Genomic DNA, 18645 nt, shown 5'->3' on the forward strand with positions numbered 1-18645 from the left:
TATAGGGGTTATATTTATATAACCTCTTTTTGTATATAAAAATACGGTATATATTAACTAATAGTTCGTTATTTTAAGGATATATACTGATTAAAGGTATAAATATGATAGCTCAATAGATAAGTGTTAAAATTAAAGTTTTATCACCTTATTTTATGGTAATATAAGAAGATAAGACAGGAGGTGGTTTAGTGAGCAAAGATTTCGCACATCTTCATGTTCACACGGAGTATAGTTTACTTGATGGTTTTTCAAGAGTAAAGAAGCTTGTGAGTAAAGCAAAAGAATTGAATATGAGTTCTATTGCCATAACAGACCATGGTTGTATGTTTGGAGTAATAGATTTTTATAAAACAGCTAAAAAAGAAGGAATAAAACCTATAATAGGTTGTGAGGTATATACAGCACCTCGTAGATTAAGAGATAAAGACCCTAATTATGATAAAAATCAAGGACATTTAGTTTTATTAGCAAAGGATATGGAAGGATATCAAAATCTTATAAAACTAGTATCTACTTCTTATGTAGAAGGATTTTATTATAAACCAAGAATAGATATGGATGAACTTAGAAAATATAGTAAGGGAATTATAGCTTTATCAGCATGTTTAGCAGGAGATATAGCACAATCTCTTATGGATAGAAATTATGAAAAAGCAAAAAAATACGCTTTAGAATATGAAAGTATATTTGGAAAGGGTAATTATTATTTAGAAATACAAGACCAAAACATAGAAGAGCAAAGGTCTGTAAATGAAGAAATAATAAAACTTTCAAGAGAAACAGGTATACCATTAGTTGCTACAAATGATGTACATTATGTTAATAAAGAAGATGCAAAGATTCATGATGCACTTATGTGTATTCAGATGGGTAAAACTTTAAACGATCCAAATAGAATGAGGTTTGGTAGTGATGAATTTTATCTAAAATCAAGAGAAGAAATGGAAAGGGTATTTCCAGACGTCATAGAGGCATTAGATAATACTGTAAAGATAGCAGAACAATGTAATGTAGAATTTGACTTTAATACAATACATTTACCACAATATGAAGTTCCTAAAGGTTATACACCAGATAGCTATCTTAGAGAACTTTGCTTTAAGGGATTAGAAGAAAGATATGGTACCGCAAGTCAAGAAGTTATAGATAGACTTAATTATGAATTAAGTGTCATTGAAAAAATGGGATACGTAGAGTATTTCTTAATCACATGGGATTTTATAAACTTCTCTAAAGAAAATAATATAATGGTAGGTCCAGGTAGAGGTAGTGCGGCAGGTTCTATTGTTGCATATACCCTTAAAATAACAGATATAGACCCTATAAAATACTCACTGTTATTTGAAAGATTTTTAAATCCAGAGCGTGTATCCATGCCCGATATAGATATTGACTTCTGTTATGAAAGAAGAGAAGAAGTTATAGATTATGTAAAAAGAAAATATGGTGAAGATCACGTTGCACAGATAATAACTTTTGGAACAATGGGAGCTAAAGCTGCTATAAGAGATGTTGGTAGAGTTTTAGATGTACCATATAACAAAGTAGACAAAATAGCAAAAGAAATTCCATTTGCTTTAGGGATGACAATAGATAAAGCTCTAGAAACCAATCCAAATCTAAGAGCATTATATGAACAAGATAAAGAAACAAAAGAAATCATAGATATATCAAAGCAAATAGAGGGAATGCTTAGACATGCATCTACCCATGCAGCAGGTGTAGTTATATCTAAAAATCCAGTAGATGAATATGTACCACTATATAAACACCAAGATGCTATAACAACTCAATTTACTATGACTACATTAGAAGAGCTTGGTCTTTTAAAGATGGATTTCTTAGGACTGAGAACTTTAACTGTAATAAGAGATGCACTTGAATTGATAGAAAAAAATCATGGTGTAAAAATAGACTTTTCTAAAATGGATTATGATGATAAAAAAGTATATGAACTTTTATCATCAGGTAATACGCTAGGTGTATTCCAATTAGAAAGTGCTGGGATGAGAAGTTTCATGAAACAATTAAGACCTGATAATTTCGAGGATATAGTGGCAGGAATATCTTTATACAGACCGGGTCCAATGGATTCTATACCTACTTATATAGAAAACAAGAATAATCCAGATAAAGTTAAATACCTACATGAGTCTTTAAGACCTATAATGGATGTTACCTATGGATGTTTAGTATATCAAGAGCAGGTTATGCAGGTTGTTAGAGATTTAGGTGGATATACTTATGGCCGTAGTGACTTAGTTAGAAGAGCTATGGGTAAAAAGAAGATGGATGTAATGGAAGAAGAAAGAAGATACTTTGTCCATGGTAAAGAAGATGAAGACGGAAATATAGAAATAGCTGGGTGTGTAAGGAATGGTGTTCCAGAAGAAATCGCTGAAAAAATATTTGATGATATGATAGACTTTGCAAAATATGCTTTTAATAAATCGCATGCTGCTGCATATGGTGTATTATCATATGAAACAGCCTACTTAAAAGCACACTATCCAGTAGAATTTATGGCAGCTTTAATAACAAGTGTAATGGGTAATACTGATAAAGTTGTTGAATATATAAGAGAATGTAACGCATTAGGAATTGAAATATTAAGGCCAGATATAAATAGTAGTTTTTCTAAATTCTCAGTTGAGGGAACTAACATAAGATTTGGACTAGCAGCTGTCAAAAATGTCGGTGTGAATATTATAAATAATATAATAAGAGAAAGAGAAGCTAATGGCAGATTTACAGATATATCAGATCTTCTAAAAAGATTAGATTCAAAAGATATAAACAAAAGGGTCATAGAGAGTTTAATAAAGTGTGGGGCTTTTGATGAAATATCTGAAAATAGAGCAAGTCTAATGGCAGGGTATGAAGGCTTAATCGATAGTGTCTCTATGGACAGAAAGAAAAATCTTCAAGGTCAAATATCTTTATTTGATGCATTTGGATCTCAAGGCGAGTCTACTCAATTACAAGAAGTTAGTAAGTTACCAAGTTTAAAAGAATATGAGGAAAGAGAAAAGCTAAACTTAGAAAAAGAAGTCCTAGGAATGTATGTAAGTGGACACCCTCTTTCACAATTTGAAGAAGAAATAAGTAGAAGAACTTCTATTGATAATGGAAAACTAAATGCTTTAAAAGACGATGTTGAAAATTATTTAGCACTAGATGAAAAAGAAGTTATAATGGGTGGTATGGTAGTTAATAAAATAATAAAAACTACAAAAAGAAATGATATTATGGCATTTATAGAACTTGAGGATTTGTATGGAACAATAGAAATAATAGTATTTCCTCAATTACTGCAAAAATACAATCATATACTAAATGAAGATAATATTATATATGTAAAAGGTACTCTAAGTATAAAAGAGGATGAAAATGCAAAACTTATAGCTAGAGAGATAAAAGATATAAGTGACACTTCTAAGTTTGAAGAGTCTAGATATAAAAATAGAGTAGATAGCAATCAAAGACAAAGATCACAGGTAGGCAACAATTCTAAACTTGGTTTATACCTAAAGGTAGATAGTCATAAAAATCAAGATATTATAAACCGTATAGGTGATGTATTTAAAAATCACTTAGGAAAAGAAAATGTATTTTTATATGCAGAAGATACAAAACAATTATACAAGTGGAATGGTCTAAGTGTAGATATATGTGAAGAGTTGATGTATAGCTTAGAAAAAATACTACCTAAGAGTTGTATCAAGATAAAGAAATAAAGATAAAGAAATAAAGATAATAATGAAGTTTTATAATAAAACGTTAGATAAAATATTTTAATAAAGTACATTTTAGGAGATTATATTTACTATAAAGTTAAAATAGGAATATAATTTCCTATGTACTATAAAGAATAAAAATAAAATAGAAGAATATTAATAATATTATTAAAAAAGTAATGTATATTATGGTATAATATCAGAAAAGAATATATTAGCATGTTTAATTTTTTTAACTTTGATGGGATAAAAAAAAGATACAGGGACGATTAATGTCCCTGTATGTAATATATACTAGGAGGTATCATTATGAAAACTATAGGTATATTAACAAGTGGAGGAGATGCTCCAGGAATGAACGCAGCTATAAGAGCTGTTGTCAGATCTGCTATTTATTACGGATGCAAAGTATATGGAATTAACAGAGGATATAAAGGGTTAATAGAAGAAGACCTAGAAGAAATGAACTTATCTTCTGTAGGTGACATTATACATAGAGGTGGAACAATATTAAAGTCTTCTAGATGTGAAGAGTTTAAAACTGAAGAAGGAAGAAAAGTAGCAGTTAAAGTTTTAAAAAAATATGGTATAGATTGTTTAGTTGTTATAGGTGGAGATGGATCATTTAATGGTGCATTAAAATTAACAGAGTTAGGTTTCCCTGCAATAGGATTACCAGGAACTATAGACAATGACTTAGCGTATACAGACTATACTATAGGATTTGATACAACAATTAATACTATAATAGATGCCATAGGTAAAATAAGAGATACTTCTTCATCTCATGAAAGGGTTAACATAATTGAAGTTATGGGAAGACACTGTGGAGACTTAGCTTTATATGCTGGTCTTGCAGGAGGAGCGGAAACTATAATAGTTCCAGAAATTAACTATAATGTAGATGATGTATGTAATAAGTTAGATACAACAAAGAAAAGGGGTAAAAGACACAGTATAATAATTTTAGCAGAGGGTGTTGGAAATGCCCAAGACCTTGGAAAAGAAATAGTGGCTAGAACAAATGCAGATTTAAGAGTTACAATACTAGGACATGTCCAAAGAGGAGGAAGTCCAACGGCATTTGATAGAATATTAGCTAGTAAGATGGGCGTTAGAGCGGTAGAATTGCTTCTAGATGGTAAAGCTGGAAGAGTTGTAGGTACTAGAGCAAATGAAATAATTGACATGGATATAACTGAAGCTTTATCAATGACTAGGGATTTTGATAAGGAAACTTATGAGATGGCAAAAATACTATCTATATAATTTAGGAGGAGCATATATATGTTAAATAATATGAAGAGAACAAAAATAGTTTGTACATTAGGACCAGCATCAAGTACGGAAGAAGTATTAACACAACTTGTTGAGAGTGGGTTAAACGTTTGTAGATTTAACTTTTCTCATGGATCTCATGAAGAGCACAAAGAAAGATTTGATGTTGCTAAAGGGGTAAGAGAAAAATTAGGAAAGCCAGTAGCGCTTTTATTAGATACTAAGGGACCAGAAATAAGAACAGGAAACTTTGCTGACCCAGAAGTATTATTAGAAGAAGGGCAAACATTTACTATAACGATGAAAGATGTTATAGGAACAAAAGAAATTTGTACAGTAAGTTACAAAGATTTAGCTAAAGATGTTGTTTCAGGAGATACTATACTAATAGATGATGGATTAGTAGGACTTAGAGTTAAAGAAGTTAATGGAGATGATATCGTTTGTGTAGTTGAAAACTCTGGAGTAGTTAAAAATCACAAAGGTGTAAATGTTCCGGGTGTTAAGATAAACTTACCAGCTATAACTGAAAAAGATGCAAGTGATATAGAATTTGGTATATCTCAAGGTATAGATTACATAGCAGCTTCATTTGTAAGAAAAGCATCAGACGTATTAGCTATAAGAGAATTATTAGAAAAAAATAATGCTACAGATATACAAATAATATCTAAAATAGAAAATCAAGAAGGTGTAGATAATATAGATGAAATATTAAAAGTTTCTGATGGTATAATGGTTGCAAGAGGGGATCTTGGAGTTGAAATACCAACAGAAGATATACCTGTAGTTCAAAAGATGATAATAAGAAAATGTAACGAATTAGCTAAGCCAGTAATAACAGCTACTCAAATGCTTGATTCTATGATAAGAAATCCAAGACCAACAAGAGCAGAAGTTACAGATGTTGCAAATGCTATATACGATGGAACAGATGCTATAATGCTATCAGGAGAAACTGCTGCTGGTAAATATCCAGTTGAAGCTGTTAAGACTATGGCTACAATAGCTAAAAGAACTGAAGAAACATTAGATTACGATAACTTATTAAAGCAAAATACTAATAATAACTCAACAGTAACAGATGCAATAAGTCATGCTACTTGTACAACTGCAATAGATTTAAATGCATCAGCTATAATAACTTCTACATCTACAGGATACACTGCTAGAATGGTATCTAAATTTAGACCTAAGTGTCCAATAATAGCTACTACTGATGATGAAAAAGTTATGAGAAGATTAGCTCTTACTTGGGGAGTATATAGTGTTAAAGCATCTAATGCTCACAATACAGATGAAGTTATAGAAAACTCTATAGAAGCAGCTAAAAATGCTAAATACATAAACAATGGAGAATTAGTTGTTATAACAGCTGGAGTACCTGTTGGAGTAAGCGGAACTACTAACTTAATAAAAGTTCATGTTATAAGTGAAGAAATAGCAAATGGTATAGGTGTTGGAAGTAAGACTGCTGAAGGTAATGTACGTATAGTTAGAAATGTAGGGGAATGTGTAGAGTTTAACGAAGGAGATATATTAGTTACAACCATGACTGATATAGAAATGAATCCATATATAGAAAAAGCAGGAGCTATAGTAACAGAAGAAGGCGGAATGACTTCACATGCAGCAATAGTTGGACTAAACTTAGATAAACCAGTTATAGTTTCAGCTAGAGATATATTAAGTATAGTAAAAGATGGAGAGGTTATAACTGTTGATGCATCAAGAGGAGTAATATATAGAGGATCAAGTAGAGTTCTGTAGTAAAAAGAATTAAAAAATAATTTTAAATTTTCTAAAAACTTAAAAATAACAACTTTAAAATGCCTAAAGTCAGTTATACTATATTTTTGAGTTATATATTAGCCACTAAGTTTAATAATTAAACTTAGTGGCTATTTTTTGTATTCATATTCTGTAACAAATTGATATGTAACAGTAATATGCACCTCATTTAGAGCATAACTATAAAAAAAGGGGGGATACAAATGTCAGAGAGTAGAGAGAATTGGGGTTCTAAGGTTGGCCTTATATTGGCTATGGCGGGTAATGCTATTGGGCTAGGGAACTTCTGGAGATTTCCATATGTAGCCGCTTCAAATGGTGGAGGAGCATTTATGATACCATACTTCTTCGCACTAATAGTTATAGGTATACCTATAATGTTAGTTGAATGGAGTATTGGACGCCATGGAGGTAAATATGGGCATGGTACAATAGGTCCTATGATGTATTTACAGGCTAAGCAAGCAATGGCTCCGAAAAAAGCAATTATAGTTGGAGCTTTATGTGGAATGATAGCTTTTGGAGTTACTATATTAGTTAACTCTTACTACAATCACATAATAGGATGGTCATTAGGGTTTGCATTCAACTCATTAACAGGAGGATACAATTCAGATCCAGGAGCTTTCTTTGGAAGTTATATACAAGATCCGAAGAATTTAATATTCTGGGTTATTTCATTACTCTGTCTAGCATTTGCTGTAATGAAAGGTATACAAAAAGGTATAGAATCATGGGCCAAAGTTATGATGCCTACGCTTTATGTATTTGGTATTATACTAGGTATAAGAGCGTTGACACTAGGGGCACCAGTCAATCCAGATTGGAGTTCATTAGCAGGTCTTAACTTTATATGGAATCCAGACTTTAGTCAATTATCATGGTCATCTGCAATAGCAGCAGCAGGTCAAATATTCTTCACATTATCTTTAGGTATGGGTATAATACACAATTATGCATCTTACTTAAAGCCAGATGAAGATATAGTAACAGCTTCTGTAGCTACAGTATCATTAAATGAATTTGCAGAAGTTATATTAGGTGGTACAGCTGTTATACCTATAGCTTATGCATTTTTAGGACCAGAAGGTATAAAAGGAAGTATAGGTCTTGCATTTATGGTATTACCAAATGTATTTAGCACTATGACTGGTGGAGGAATATTTGGAGCTCTGTGGTTCTTATTGTTATTCTTTGCTGGTATAACATCTGCAATAGCAATGTACAATTATTTAGTTGCATTACTAGAAGAAGATGCAGGTATAGATAGAAAGAAAGGTGCTTGGATAGTATTTGTTGGATATCTAATAGTTGGGGCACCAATAGCATTAGAGTCAATACTAACTCAAAGTGCTAACTTAGTTTACTTTACAGAAATTGACAACTGGATAGGTAACTACTTACTGATAGTTCTTGGGTTAATAGAGATAATAGTAATAGGTTGGTGTGTTAAAGATAAGGCTTTACAAGAAATGAATAGAGGCGGATTATGGAAAGTCCCTAAGTGGTTCTTTAGATTGTTCCATCAGTTCTTAACACCAATAACTATAATAACTTTCCTAGTATTCTTCACAAGAGATTACTGGATGGCTGGTAACTTTAAAATAACACCAAGCTATATAGAAGGTATACCAGAGTTTGCCGTTTGGGTAAATTTAGGTAGAGCAGTTGTTTTTGGAGTATTATTGATTGGCTTTATTCAATCATATAAATCTATCAAATCTAAATATAAAGAGGAAATAGAATCAAATAAAGTAACAACTTCATAAAATAAAGGAGGTTGAACTTATGACAGGCGCTGCATGGGTATTTATGGGGACAATATGGACTACAATATTTGTTTGTATAGGAGTATCTATGAAAACTATAATTAAAGATCAAAAGTAAGATAAAATATAAAAACCCTACTTAATTTTACTGTAGGGTTTTTTGAATAAAACACATATATAATAAGGTAAAAATAGATTAAGTATATTAATATATATTTAAGGGGGGATTTTAATGGGCGGAAAATTAGTTATGACAACTATAAATCAAATAAGAATAGAGGTTGAGAAATCTAAGAGGATAAAGGATAATAAAAAGGAAAAATACATAAAACAGCTTAAAACATTATATACAAAGTATGAGGACATAGAAATAAATGAAAATTTTAAAAAGCAGTATCAGCAACTAAATTCAAAAGGAACAGAGCTTTTAAAAGAAATTAAAGGATCTAAAGATGAAAACAAAATAGAAGGAAGTATAGAAGTTTACATAAGATATTTAAAAGCATCTTTATGTGACTTTGAGGGAAAGACAAGTTACTTAAGAAAGTATATTACGAGTTTTTTATTTAGTTCCATATTGTTTTTAGCACTATCTCCACAGTTTTATGGATTTATATTGCCAGTGATATTTTTCTTACCTATATACATGGGTCTAAAAGGTGTTAAACAAAGAACCATGACGGGATTTTATATGACTATGAGTGTTGTACCTGTAGCTATAATGACTTCTTTTACATGGATAAGATATGGAATTAATGCCAAGGCAGACTACACAGGCGCAGTTAAGGCTATTGTAGATAGTGGGGTAGCAGAACGTTTAGCAGAAAAATTAGTATATATAGGCCCTATATTTGGTTTTATATTATTATTATTTGCTTGCTTACAAATGTATAGGGGCTATAAAAGTAGAGATTTATTTATATAAGGGCTTTATAAGGCTCTATTTTTTTGGTAAAATAAATTCTTGTAGCTTTAAAATATACGGACGGAGGATACTTTGATGTTGACAAAAAATAAAGAATATATTGTAGATATAGTTGATATAGGTCAAGGTGGAGTAGGAATAGGAAAACATGATGGATTTACAGTCTTCGTAGAGGGCGGATTAGTAGAAGACAAGGTAAAAGTTAAAATAAACAAATCTAAGAAAAACTATGCAGTTGGAGATATAGTTGAAATAATAGAAAAATCACCATTTAGAGTTGATAGAAAATGTAGTGATTCACTTAAAGATTGCGGTGGATGTCAGGTACAAGAATTAGAATATCAAAAGCAATTAGATATAAAAACAAATGAAGTAAAACAAGTTATAACGAGAATCGGAAAATTAGATAACGTAGAAATACACAATACTATAGGAATGGAAAATCCTTTTAGGTATAGAAACAAAGCACAATTTCCTATACAAAAGAGTGGAAATAATCCAGTAATAGGTTTTTATAAGAAAAAAAGCCATGATATAATTCCAATGGACAAGTGTATAATACAACATGACATAAATGATAAAATAGTGAAAATAATAAAGACTTATATAAATGCATATAATGTAAGTGTTTATGATGAAAAAACACACACTGGAGTATTAAGACATTTAGTAACTAAAATAGGATTTACGACTAATGAAGTAATGGTTGTATTAGTAGCTAATGGCAAAAAGTTGCCATATTTAAAGGAGTTAGCATCAGTACTAGAAGAAAATATACCAGGATTTAAAACTTTAGTGGTTAATGTAAATAGAGAAAAAACTAATGTTATATTAGGAAAAGAAAATAGAGTTATATATGGAAATGGAAAAATAAATGATTATATAGGAAATTTAGTATTTGAAATATCTCCATTATCATTCTTCCAAGTAAATCCAGTTCAAACAGAGGTTTTATACAATAAAGCTTTAGAATATGCTGATTTAAAAGAAAATGATACTGTATTTGATATATACTGTGGAATAGGGACTATATCATTATTCTTAGCTCAAAAGGCAAAAAAGGTTTATGGAATAGAAATAGTGGAAGATGCTATAAAAGATGCTAAAATAAATGCTCAGATAAATAAATTAGACAATGTTGAATTCTATGTAGGTAAGGCTGAAGAAGTTGTTCCTAAGATGTATAGCGAAGGAAAAACAGCTAATGTAGTTGTAGTAGACCCTCCTAGAAAAGGATGTGATGAGAAAGTATTAGATACAATAATATCAATGCAACCGGATAGAGTGGTATATGTATCTTGTAATCCATCTACATTAGCAAGAGACCTAAATTACCTAGATGAAAGAGGGTATAGATGTACTGAAATACAACCAGTAGATATGTTCCCTCATACTATGCACGTAGAATGTGTAGCAAAATTAGAAAAGAAATAAAAATGCAAATAAATATAGTGGAATTTGGTTAGAATAGTATTAAATAAATGTATATAGCACCTCAGAACTTATCATCGCAGTCATATATACATTTATTTTTAAATAGATTGGTCCTTCAAGCAATTGAAGGACTTTTATTTTTTTATTATAGAGAAATTATAATATGAAATAATTAAACAAATGATAAGGTTATAGTGATATACTAAAATATATTAAAGTTATAAAATGGCAATAATAAAAAATAAGATTTTACATAAGAGGTGATAATAGTGAATGTAGAGAATAGAATAAGTGAATTAATAGATTTAATAAATTATCACAATGATAAATACTATAATGAAGATACTCCTGAAATATCTGATTATGAATATGATAATCTAATGAAGGAGCTAATAAAGTTAGAAGAAGAAAATCCTAAGTTAAAAAGAGTAGATTCTCCATCAAGTAGGGTTGGAGGAAAACCATTAGATAAGTTTGAACAAGTAGTTCATAAAATACCAATGTTAAGCTTAGCAAATGCATACTCTGCACAAGACTTAAGAGATTTTGACAAAAGAGTAAGAGACATGGTAGAGGGTGAAGTAGAATATGTTGTAGAGTTTAAGATAGATGGTTTATCTGTAGGACTTACATACAATAATGGATTATTTGAAAAGGGAGCAACTAGGGGAGATGGTATTGTAGGAGAAGATATTTCTCAAAATCTTAAAACAGTAAAAAGTATACCTTTAAGAATAAAAGACCAAGAAGAAGTTGGTGTAAGAGGCGAAGTATTTATATCTAAAGATGATTTTAAAAAGGTTAATGAACAACAAGAAAAACAAGGATTACAATTATTTGCTAATCCTAGAAACTTAGCTGCAGGCTCATTAAGACAATTAGATCCTAAGCTAACAGCAAAAAGACCTTTAGATATATTTATATTTAATTTAGAGTATGTACAAAACACAGATTTTAAGAATCACAGCGAAGCCTTAGATTATCTTAAAGAGTTAGGATTTAAGGTAAGTCCAAATTATAAAGTATATAATAATATACAAGATGTAATTGATCATATAAAATATTGGACAGATAATAGGGGTGAGCTAGGATTTGAAATAGATGGTATGGTTATAAAAGTAAATAATTTAGCTCAAAGAGAAACTATGGGGTATACTGCTAAAAGCCCAAGATGGGCAATAGCATATAAATTCCCAGCAGAACAAAAGAAAACCAAAATATTAGATATAATAGTCGAAGTAGGTAGAACTGGAACAATAACCCCTACAGCAGTATTAGAACCTGTAAGACTAGCAGGAACTAGTGTAAGCAGAGCTACACTTCATAATGAAGATTATATAAGAGAAAAAGACATAAAAATAAATGATACAGTATTGGTTCAAAAGGCTGGTGATATAATTCCTCAAGTTGTAGAAGTTATAAAAGAAGAGCGTACTGGAGATGAAATAGATTTTGAAATGCCGAAAAAATGTCCTGTATGTTCTGAACCAACAGTAAGATTAGAAGGGGAGTCTGCTGTTAAGTGTATTAATATATCTTGTCCAGCTCAAATTAGAAGAGGGATAATTCACTTTGTATCTAGAGATGCTATGAATATTGATGGATTGGGAGAATCTATAATAACACTTTTACTAGATAAAGGGTTAATTAAAGATATAGCTGATTTATATACATTAAATAAAGATGAAGTTGTAAAACTAGATAGAATGGGAGAAAAATCAGCAAATAACTTATTAAACTCAATTGAAAAGTCTAAATCAAATGATTTATGGAGGCTTATAAATGGATTAGGAATAAAATTTGTTGGAACTAAGGGAGCTAAAATACTAGCTAACAACTTTAAGGATTTAGATTTAATAATGTCTGCATCAAATGAAGAGTTAGTTAACTTAGAAGAGTTTGGGGGAATAATGGCAAATAGTGTTGTGAAATTCTTCCAAGAAGAAAAGAATATAAAATTAATAGAAAAATTAAAGAGCTGTGGTGTAAATACAAAGTCAATACAAGATGAAAGTTCTGATATTGCTAAAATATTTGAGGGGATGAAAATTGTACTTACAGGGACATTGCCAACTCTTAAAAGAAATGACGCAAAAGAGATGATAGAGTCTAGGGGAGGAAAGGCTACTTCAAGTGTAAGTAAGTCTACAACATTTGTATTAGCTGGAGAAGAAGCAGGTTCAAAATTAACTAAAGCCAATGATTTGGGTGTAAAAGTAATTGATGAAGATAAATTTATACAACTAACAGGCTTACAGTCTAAAGAAGAAGTAGAAAATGAATTAAAGTAATAAATAAACTATTGTAGAAAGAATATTTCATCTACAATATTACGAATGTAGAAAGCTATTAACAATATATGCTAATATTATTAGTATATATAAAAGCTAAGCATACAAGGTTAAGAGAGGTATTTATATGGCGAGAATTAATAATAGAAAAAATGATGAAATAAGAGATATAAAAATAACTAGAAATTATACTAAATATGCAGAAGGTTCTGTGCTTATAGAAATGGGAGAAACAAAAGTAATATGTACAGCTTCAATAGAAGATAAAGTACCACCATTTTTAAGACACACTGGCACAGGATGGATAAATGCTGAGTATTCTATGTTACCAAGATCTACTCATCAAAGAAAAATAAGAGAAGCATCAAGAGGAAAGCTAGACGGGAGAACTCAAGAAATACAAAGACTAATAGGAAGAACTATAAGATCTGTTGTAGATTTATCTAAAATAGGCGAAAGAACTATATGGGTAGACTGTGATGTTATTCAAGCTGATGGTGGAACTAGAACAGCATCAATAACAGGGGCATTTGTAGCGGTTGTAGATGCTTTAAATAAATTACATAAATCAAAAGCAATAAAAGAAATGCCAATAACAAACTTTGTATCTGCAATAAGTGTTGGTATAGTTGGCCAAGAACATATGCTTGACTTATGTTATGAAGAGGACTCAAATGCACATGTAGATATGAATGTAATAATGACTGATAAAGGTGAATTTGTTGAAGTTCAGGGAACTGGAGAAGAAAGACCTTTCTCAAGAAATGATTTAAATAAATTATTAGAACTTGGTGAAAAAGGAAATAAAGAATTAATAAAAGCGCAAAGAGCTGCTTTAGGTGAAATAGCAGATGAAATATTAGGTATGGAGTATGGAAATGAAGTTGTTATAGCAACAAATAATGCTCATAAATTAGAAGAAATAGGTGCTATACTAGAAGACTTTGAATACAATGTATATTCATTAAAAGATGTAGATTTAGCGGGAATAGAAATAGTTGAAGATGGAAAAACATTTGAACATAATGCACTTATAAAGGCAAGAACTATAGCAAAGAAAACAAATATGATAACAATAGCTGATGATTCAGGATTAGAGGTAGATGCTATAGGGAAAAAACCAGGAATTTATTCTGCTAGATTTGCAGGAGAAAATGCAACTGATGAAGAAAATAGACAAAAGTTAATGAAATCTTTAAATAATGTGGCTGCAAGTCAAAGAACTGCAAGATTTGTATCAGCTATAGCTGTAGTATTCCCAGATGGAAAAGAGTTTGTAGTTAGAGGAACTTGTGAAGGGGCTATAGGATTTGAAGAAAAAGGTAAAAATGGATTTGGATATGACCCATTATTTATAGTAAGTGGATATAATAAAACATTTGCAGAAATGCCAAGTTCTGTAAAAAATAGTATAAGCCATAGAGCTAATGCATTAAAATTAATGAAAAGTGAGTTTTCTAAAAGGGTAGTGAGATAATGAAAATAGGTATAGTAAGTGATACACACATGATAACTAAGTTTATAGATAAAGCTATACCCTACTTAAAAGATTGTGATTTACTAATTCATGCAGGAGATAATTTTTCTGATTCTAAGTATATACACAATATGACTAATGTTCCTATTATGGCTGTAAAAGGAAATTGTGATTTTGAAAATGTAGAAGATGAATTGGTATTTGATATAGAGGATAAAACTATATTCTTGTGTCATGGGGATAAGTATGGGGTAAAGTATGGATTAGATGAACTAGAAATAAAAGCAAAGTCTGTAAATGCAGATATAGTTGTATTTGGTCATACTCATACACCTTTATGTAAAGAAAAAGGTGAAATTTTATATATTAATCCTGGAAGTGTATCTTTTCCAAGGGGAGTCGCATATAAAAGTTTTGTAATATTAGATATAGATAATGGAAAAATAAATATGACAGAAATTAAGATATAAACAAGTATTCAAAAGTTTTATAAACTAAGTGAATACTTGTAAATAAAAAAACTTATGTGATATAATTAAAGAGTTAAACTATAATATTGTAAATTAAAATCAATATAAATTAATTACATAACAATAACTAGGAGGATTAAGTTAATGAAAGCAGAATTATTAAAAAAAGAAGGTACTAAAGTATCTTTAAAAATAACTGTAGAAAATGATAAATTTGAAGCAGCAGTAACAAAAGCATACAATAAAAATAAAGGAAAGTTCAATATACCAGGATTCAGAAAAGGTAAAGCTCCAAGAGTTGTAATAGAATCTCAATACGGTAAAGGGGTATTCTACAACGATGCTATAGAATTATTATTCCCTGAAGTTTATCCAGAAGCTATAAAAGAATTAGATATAGATCCAATAGATAGACCAGACTTAGATGTAGAAGAAATAAGCAAAGACAACGGATTAGTTATGGTTGTTACTGTTGAGGTTAAACCAGAGTTTGAATTAGGAGCTTACAAAGGTATAGAAATAGCTAAAGTTGATAATAATGTAACTGAAGCAGAAGTTGAAGTAAGCCTACAAGAAATGCAAAACAAGCACGCTAGATTAGTAAGTGCAGAAGATAAAGCATTAGAAAAAGGATTCACAGCTATAATAGACTTCGAAGGATTCGTTGATGGTGTAGCATTTGAAGGTGGAAAAGGTGAAAACTATAGCTTAGTTATAGGATCAAACACTTTCATACCAGGATTTGAAGATCAATTAGTAGGAAAGAAAGCTGGAGAAGAAGTAGAAGTAAACGTTGAGTTCCCAGCAGAATACCATGCTGAAAACTTAGCTGGAAAGCCTGCAGTATTCAAAGTTAAAGTAAATGATGTTAAGGTAAAAGAATTACCAGAATTAGATGATGAATTTGCTAAAGATTCAAGTGAGTTTGATACATTAGCTGAATTAAAATCTGACTTAAGAGCTAAGTTAGAAGAAAACGCAAAAGCTTCAGCTGAAGCTGAAATGAGAAATGCTATAGTTGAAAAAGTTTCTGCAAATACAGAAGTAGAAATACCAGAAGCTATGATACAACATCAAATAGACAATATGTTAATGGAACTTAACATGCAATTACAATACCAAGGATTAAACTTACAACAGTTATTACAAATGACTGGAAGAAGCATAGAAGAGTTAAGAGAAGAAAGAAGAGAAGATGCTGCTAGATTAGTAAAATCTTCATTAGTATTAGAAGCAATAGCTAAAGCTGAAGCTATAGAAGTTTCAGAAGAAGAAATGAACGAAGAATTAGAAAAAATGGCTAAAATGTACAACATGGAATCTGATAAAATAAAAGCATCTTTAAGAGAAACTGATATAGAAGATATAAAAGGTCAAATAAAGATAAGAAAAACTATAGATTTATTAGTTGATAATGCAGTAATAGCTTAATTTTTTACAGTAGCCTTTTAGGCTACTGTAAATTATATATAAACAAAATAAATATAAACATATAGAGGGGGTATGATCTATGGCATTAGTACCTGTAGTTGTTGAACAAACAGGAAGAGGAGAAAGATCTTACGATATATATTCTAGATTACTAAAAGATAGAATAATATTCTTAGGAGACGAAGTAAATGATGCTACAGCAGGTCTTGTAGTGGCACAATTACTTTTCCTAGAAGCAGATGACCCAGATAAAGATATACATTTATATATAAATTCACCAGGTGGAAGTATAACTGCTGGAATGGCAATATATGATACAATGCAATATATCAAACCAGATGTAAGCACTATCTGTATAGGTATGGCAGCGTCTATGGGAGCATTCTTATTAGCAGCAGGAGAAAAAGGAAAGAGATTTGCATTACCAAATAGTGAGATAATGATACATCAACCATTAGGTGGGACTAGAGGGCAAGCAACTGATATAGAAATACACGCAAAAAGAATATTAAAAATGAAAGACACTTTAAATAAAATATTATCTGAAAGAACAGGTCAGCCATTAGAAACTATTCAAATGGATACTGAACGTGATAACTTCATGAGCGCACAAGAAGCTAAGGAATATGGTTTAATAGATGAAGTAATCACACAAAAAGACCGTAGATAGGAAGAGGTGCTTAATATGTCAAAAAATGAAGACAAAAGACAGTTAAAATGTTCATTCTGCGGCAAAAACCAAGAGCAAGTAAGAAGGTTAATTGCAGGTCCAAGTGTTTATATATGTGATGAGTGTGTTGAACTTTGTGATGAAATAATCCAAGAAGAAATAGAAGACACTGTTGAAGAGGATACAACATCTCTACCTAAGCCAAAAGAGATGATGGACATCTTAAATGGTTATGTAATTGGTCAAGAAACAGCTAAAAAAGCTTTATCAGTAGCAGTTTATAATCATTATAAAAGAATATACAGTAAAAAGGCAAGCAATAAAGATGTAGAAATACAAAAGAGTAATATACTTTTACTTGGGCCTACGGGTTCAGGGAAGACATTATTAGCTCAAACACTAGCAAAAACTCTAAATGTTCCTTTTGCAATGGCTGATGCAACATCTTTAACAGAAGCTGGATACGTTGGAGAAGACGTAGAAAACATACTACTAAAGCTTATCCAAGCAGCTGACTTTGATGTAGAAAAGGCTGAGAGAGGAATAATATATATAGATGAGATAGATAAGATAGCTAGAAAATCAGAAAATCCATCTATAACTAGAGATGTTAGTGGAGAAGGTGTTCAACAAGCTCTTTTAAAAATATTAGAAGGAACAACAGCTAACGTTCCACCACAAGGTGGTAGAAAGCATCCACATCAAGAATTCTTAAAAATAGATACAACTAATATATTATTTATATTAGGTGGAGCTTTTGATGGTATTGAAAAAATAATACAAGGCCGTGGTAAAGAAAAAACTCTAGGATTTGGAGCTAAAATTGAAAGTAAAAAAGAAATGGATTTAGGAAAGGTATATGCCCAAGTACTTCCAGAAGATTTACTTAAATTTGGTTTAATACCAGAGTTTATAGGAAGGATTCCTGTTGTTGCAACTCTAGAATTATTAGATGAAAATGCTTTAGTTCAAATATTAAAAGAACCTAAAAATGCTTTAGTAAAACAATACAAAAAGCTTTTAGAAATAGATGACGTTGAACTAGAATTCGAAGATGACGCACTTCGTGCAATAGCTAATAAAGCTATAGAAAGAAACACAGGTGCAAGAGGTCTTAGAAGTATAGTTGAAGGAATCATGATGGAGAGCATGTTTGAAGTTCCATCAAGAGATGACGTTAAAAAAGTTGTAGTTACAAAGGAATGTGTAACTAAAGGAGAACAACCAGTATTTATATTAAAAGATCAAGAAGAAAGTGCATAATAAAAAAGAGGAGCCTTAAAAGCTCCTTTTTAAATGTAAGGATTTTATAACTATAATTAATGGGTATTAATAGATTAATAAACTTTAAAAAGTATAAAATATCATT

At 30.6% G+C, this 18645-nt stretch carries 12 protein-coding genes; all 12 read left to right on the forward strand.

Annotated features, from left to right (window positions below; all coding sequences use genetic code 11):
* The first annotated feature begins 191 nt into the window (after positions 1–191).
* The 12 genes from I2H23_RS07980 (at position 192) to clpX (ending at position 18539) form a co-directional block, all read left to right on the forward strand.
* Positions 192–3740: a DNA polymerase III subunit alpha gene (locus I2H23_RS07980; RefSeq protein WP_195581455.1), complete on the forward strand. Its 3549-nt coding sequence runs from the start codon at positions 192–194 to the stop codon at positions 3738–3740.
* A gap of 309 nt (positions 3741–4049) precedes the next feature.
* Complete coding sequence (gene pfkA, locus I2H23_RS07985) at positions 4050–5009, forward strand: 6-phosphofructokinase (protein ID WP_092922341.1); 960 nt, start codon at positions 4050–4052, stop codon at positions 5007–5009.
* A gap of 18 nt (positions 5010–5027) precedes the next feature.
* Positions 5028–6788, forward strand: coding sequence for a pyruvate kinase (gene pyk / locus I2H23_RS07990; RefSeq protein ID WP_092922344.1), 1761 nt, complete (start codon positions 5028–5030; stop codon positions 6786–6788).
* Between the two features lie 224 nt (positions 6789–7012).
* Positions 7013–8578, forward strand: a complete 1566-nt coding sequence (locus tag I2H23_RS07995) for a sodium-dependent transporter (protein ID WP_195581456.1) — start codon at positions 7013–7015, stop codon at positions 8576–8578.
* Between the two features lie 232 nt (positions 8579–8810).
* Positions 8811–9503 carry a hypothetical protein gene (locus I2H23_RS08000; protein WP_092922350.1) on the forward strand — a complete coding sequence of 231 codons (693 nt, stop codon included), beginning with the start codon at positions 8811–8813 and terminating at the stop codon, positions 9501–9503.
* A 75-nt stretch (positions 9504–9578) separates the two neighbouring features.
* A complete protein-coding gene (gene rlmD / locus I2H23_RS08005; RefSeq protein WP_092922353.1) occupies positions 9579–10937 on the forward strand; it encodes a 23S rRNA (uracil(1939)-C(5))-methyltransferase RlmD in 1359 nt (452 codons plus the stop codon).
* 269 nt (positions 10938–11206) lie between these two features.
* Entirely contained in the window at positions 11207–13228 is a 2022-nt protein-coding gene (ligA, locus tag I2H23_RS08010) for an NAD-dependent DNA ligase LigA (protein WP_195581457.1), read from the forward strand.
* 127 nt (positions 13229–13355) lie between these two features.
* Positions 13356–14705 carry a ribonuclease PH gene (rph, locus tag I2H23_RS08015; protein ID WP_092922359.1) on the forward strand — a complete coding sequence of 450 codons (1350 nt, stop codon included), beginning with the start codon at positions 13356–13358 and terminating at the stop codon, positions 14703–14705.
* Complete coding sequence (locus I2H23_RS08020) at positions 14705–15175, forward strand: metallophosphoesterase family protein (protein WP_092922362.1); 471 nt, start codon at positions 14705–14707, stop codon at positions 15173–15175. The genes rph and I2H23_RS08020 overlap by 1 nt, the downstream gene beginning before the upstream one ends.
* 144 nt (positions 15176–15319) lie before the next feature.
* Positions 15320–16606, forward strand: coding sequence for a trigger factor (tig, locus tag I2H23_RS08025; protein WP_166504695.1), 1287 nt, complete (start codon positions 15320–15322; stop codon positions 16604–16606).
* Positions 16607–16685: 79 nt separating this feature from the next.
* Positions 16686–17276, forward strand: coding sequence for an ATP-dependent Clp endopeptidase proteolytic subunit ClpP (gene clpP / locus I2H23_RS08030; RefSeq protein ID WP_092922368.1), 591 nt, complete (start codon positions 16686–16688; stop codon positions 17274–17276).
* Between the two features lie 15 nt (positions 17277–17291).
* A complete protein-coding gene (gene clpX, locus I2H23_RS08035; protein WP_092922371.1) occupies positions 17292–18539 on the forward strand; it encodes an ATP-dependent Clp protease ATP-binding subunit ClpX in 1248 nt (415 codons plus the stop codon).
* The last annotated feature ends 106 nt before the right edge of the window (positions 18540–18645 follow it).

This window comes from Romboutsia sp. BSD2780061687b_171204_C1 (genome assembly GCF_015560225.1).
GTDB classification, from domain to species: domain Bacteria; phylum Bacillota; class Clostridia; order Peptostreptococcales; family Peptostreptococcaceae; genus Romboutsia_C; species Romboutsia_C hominis.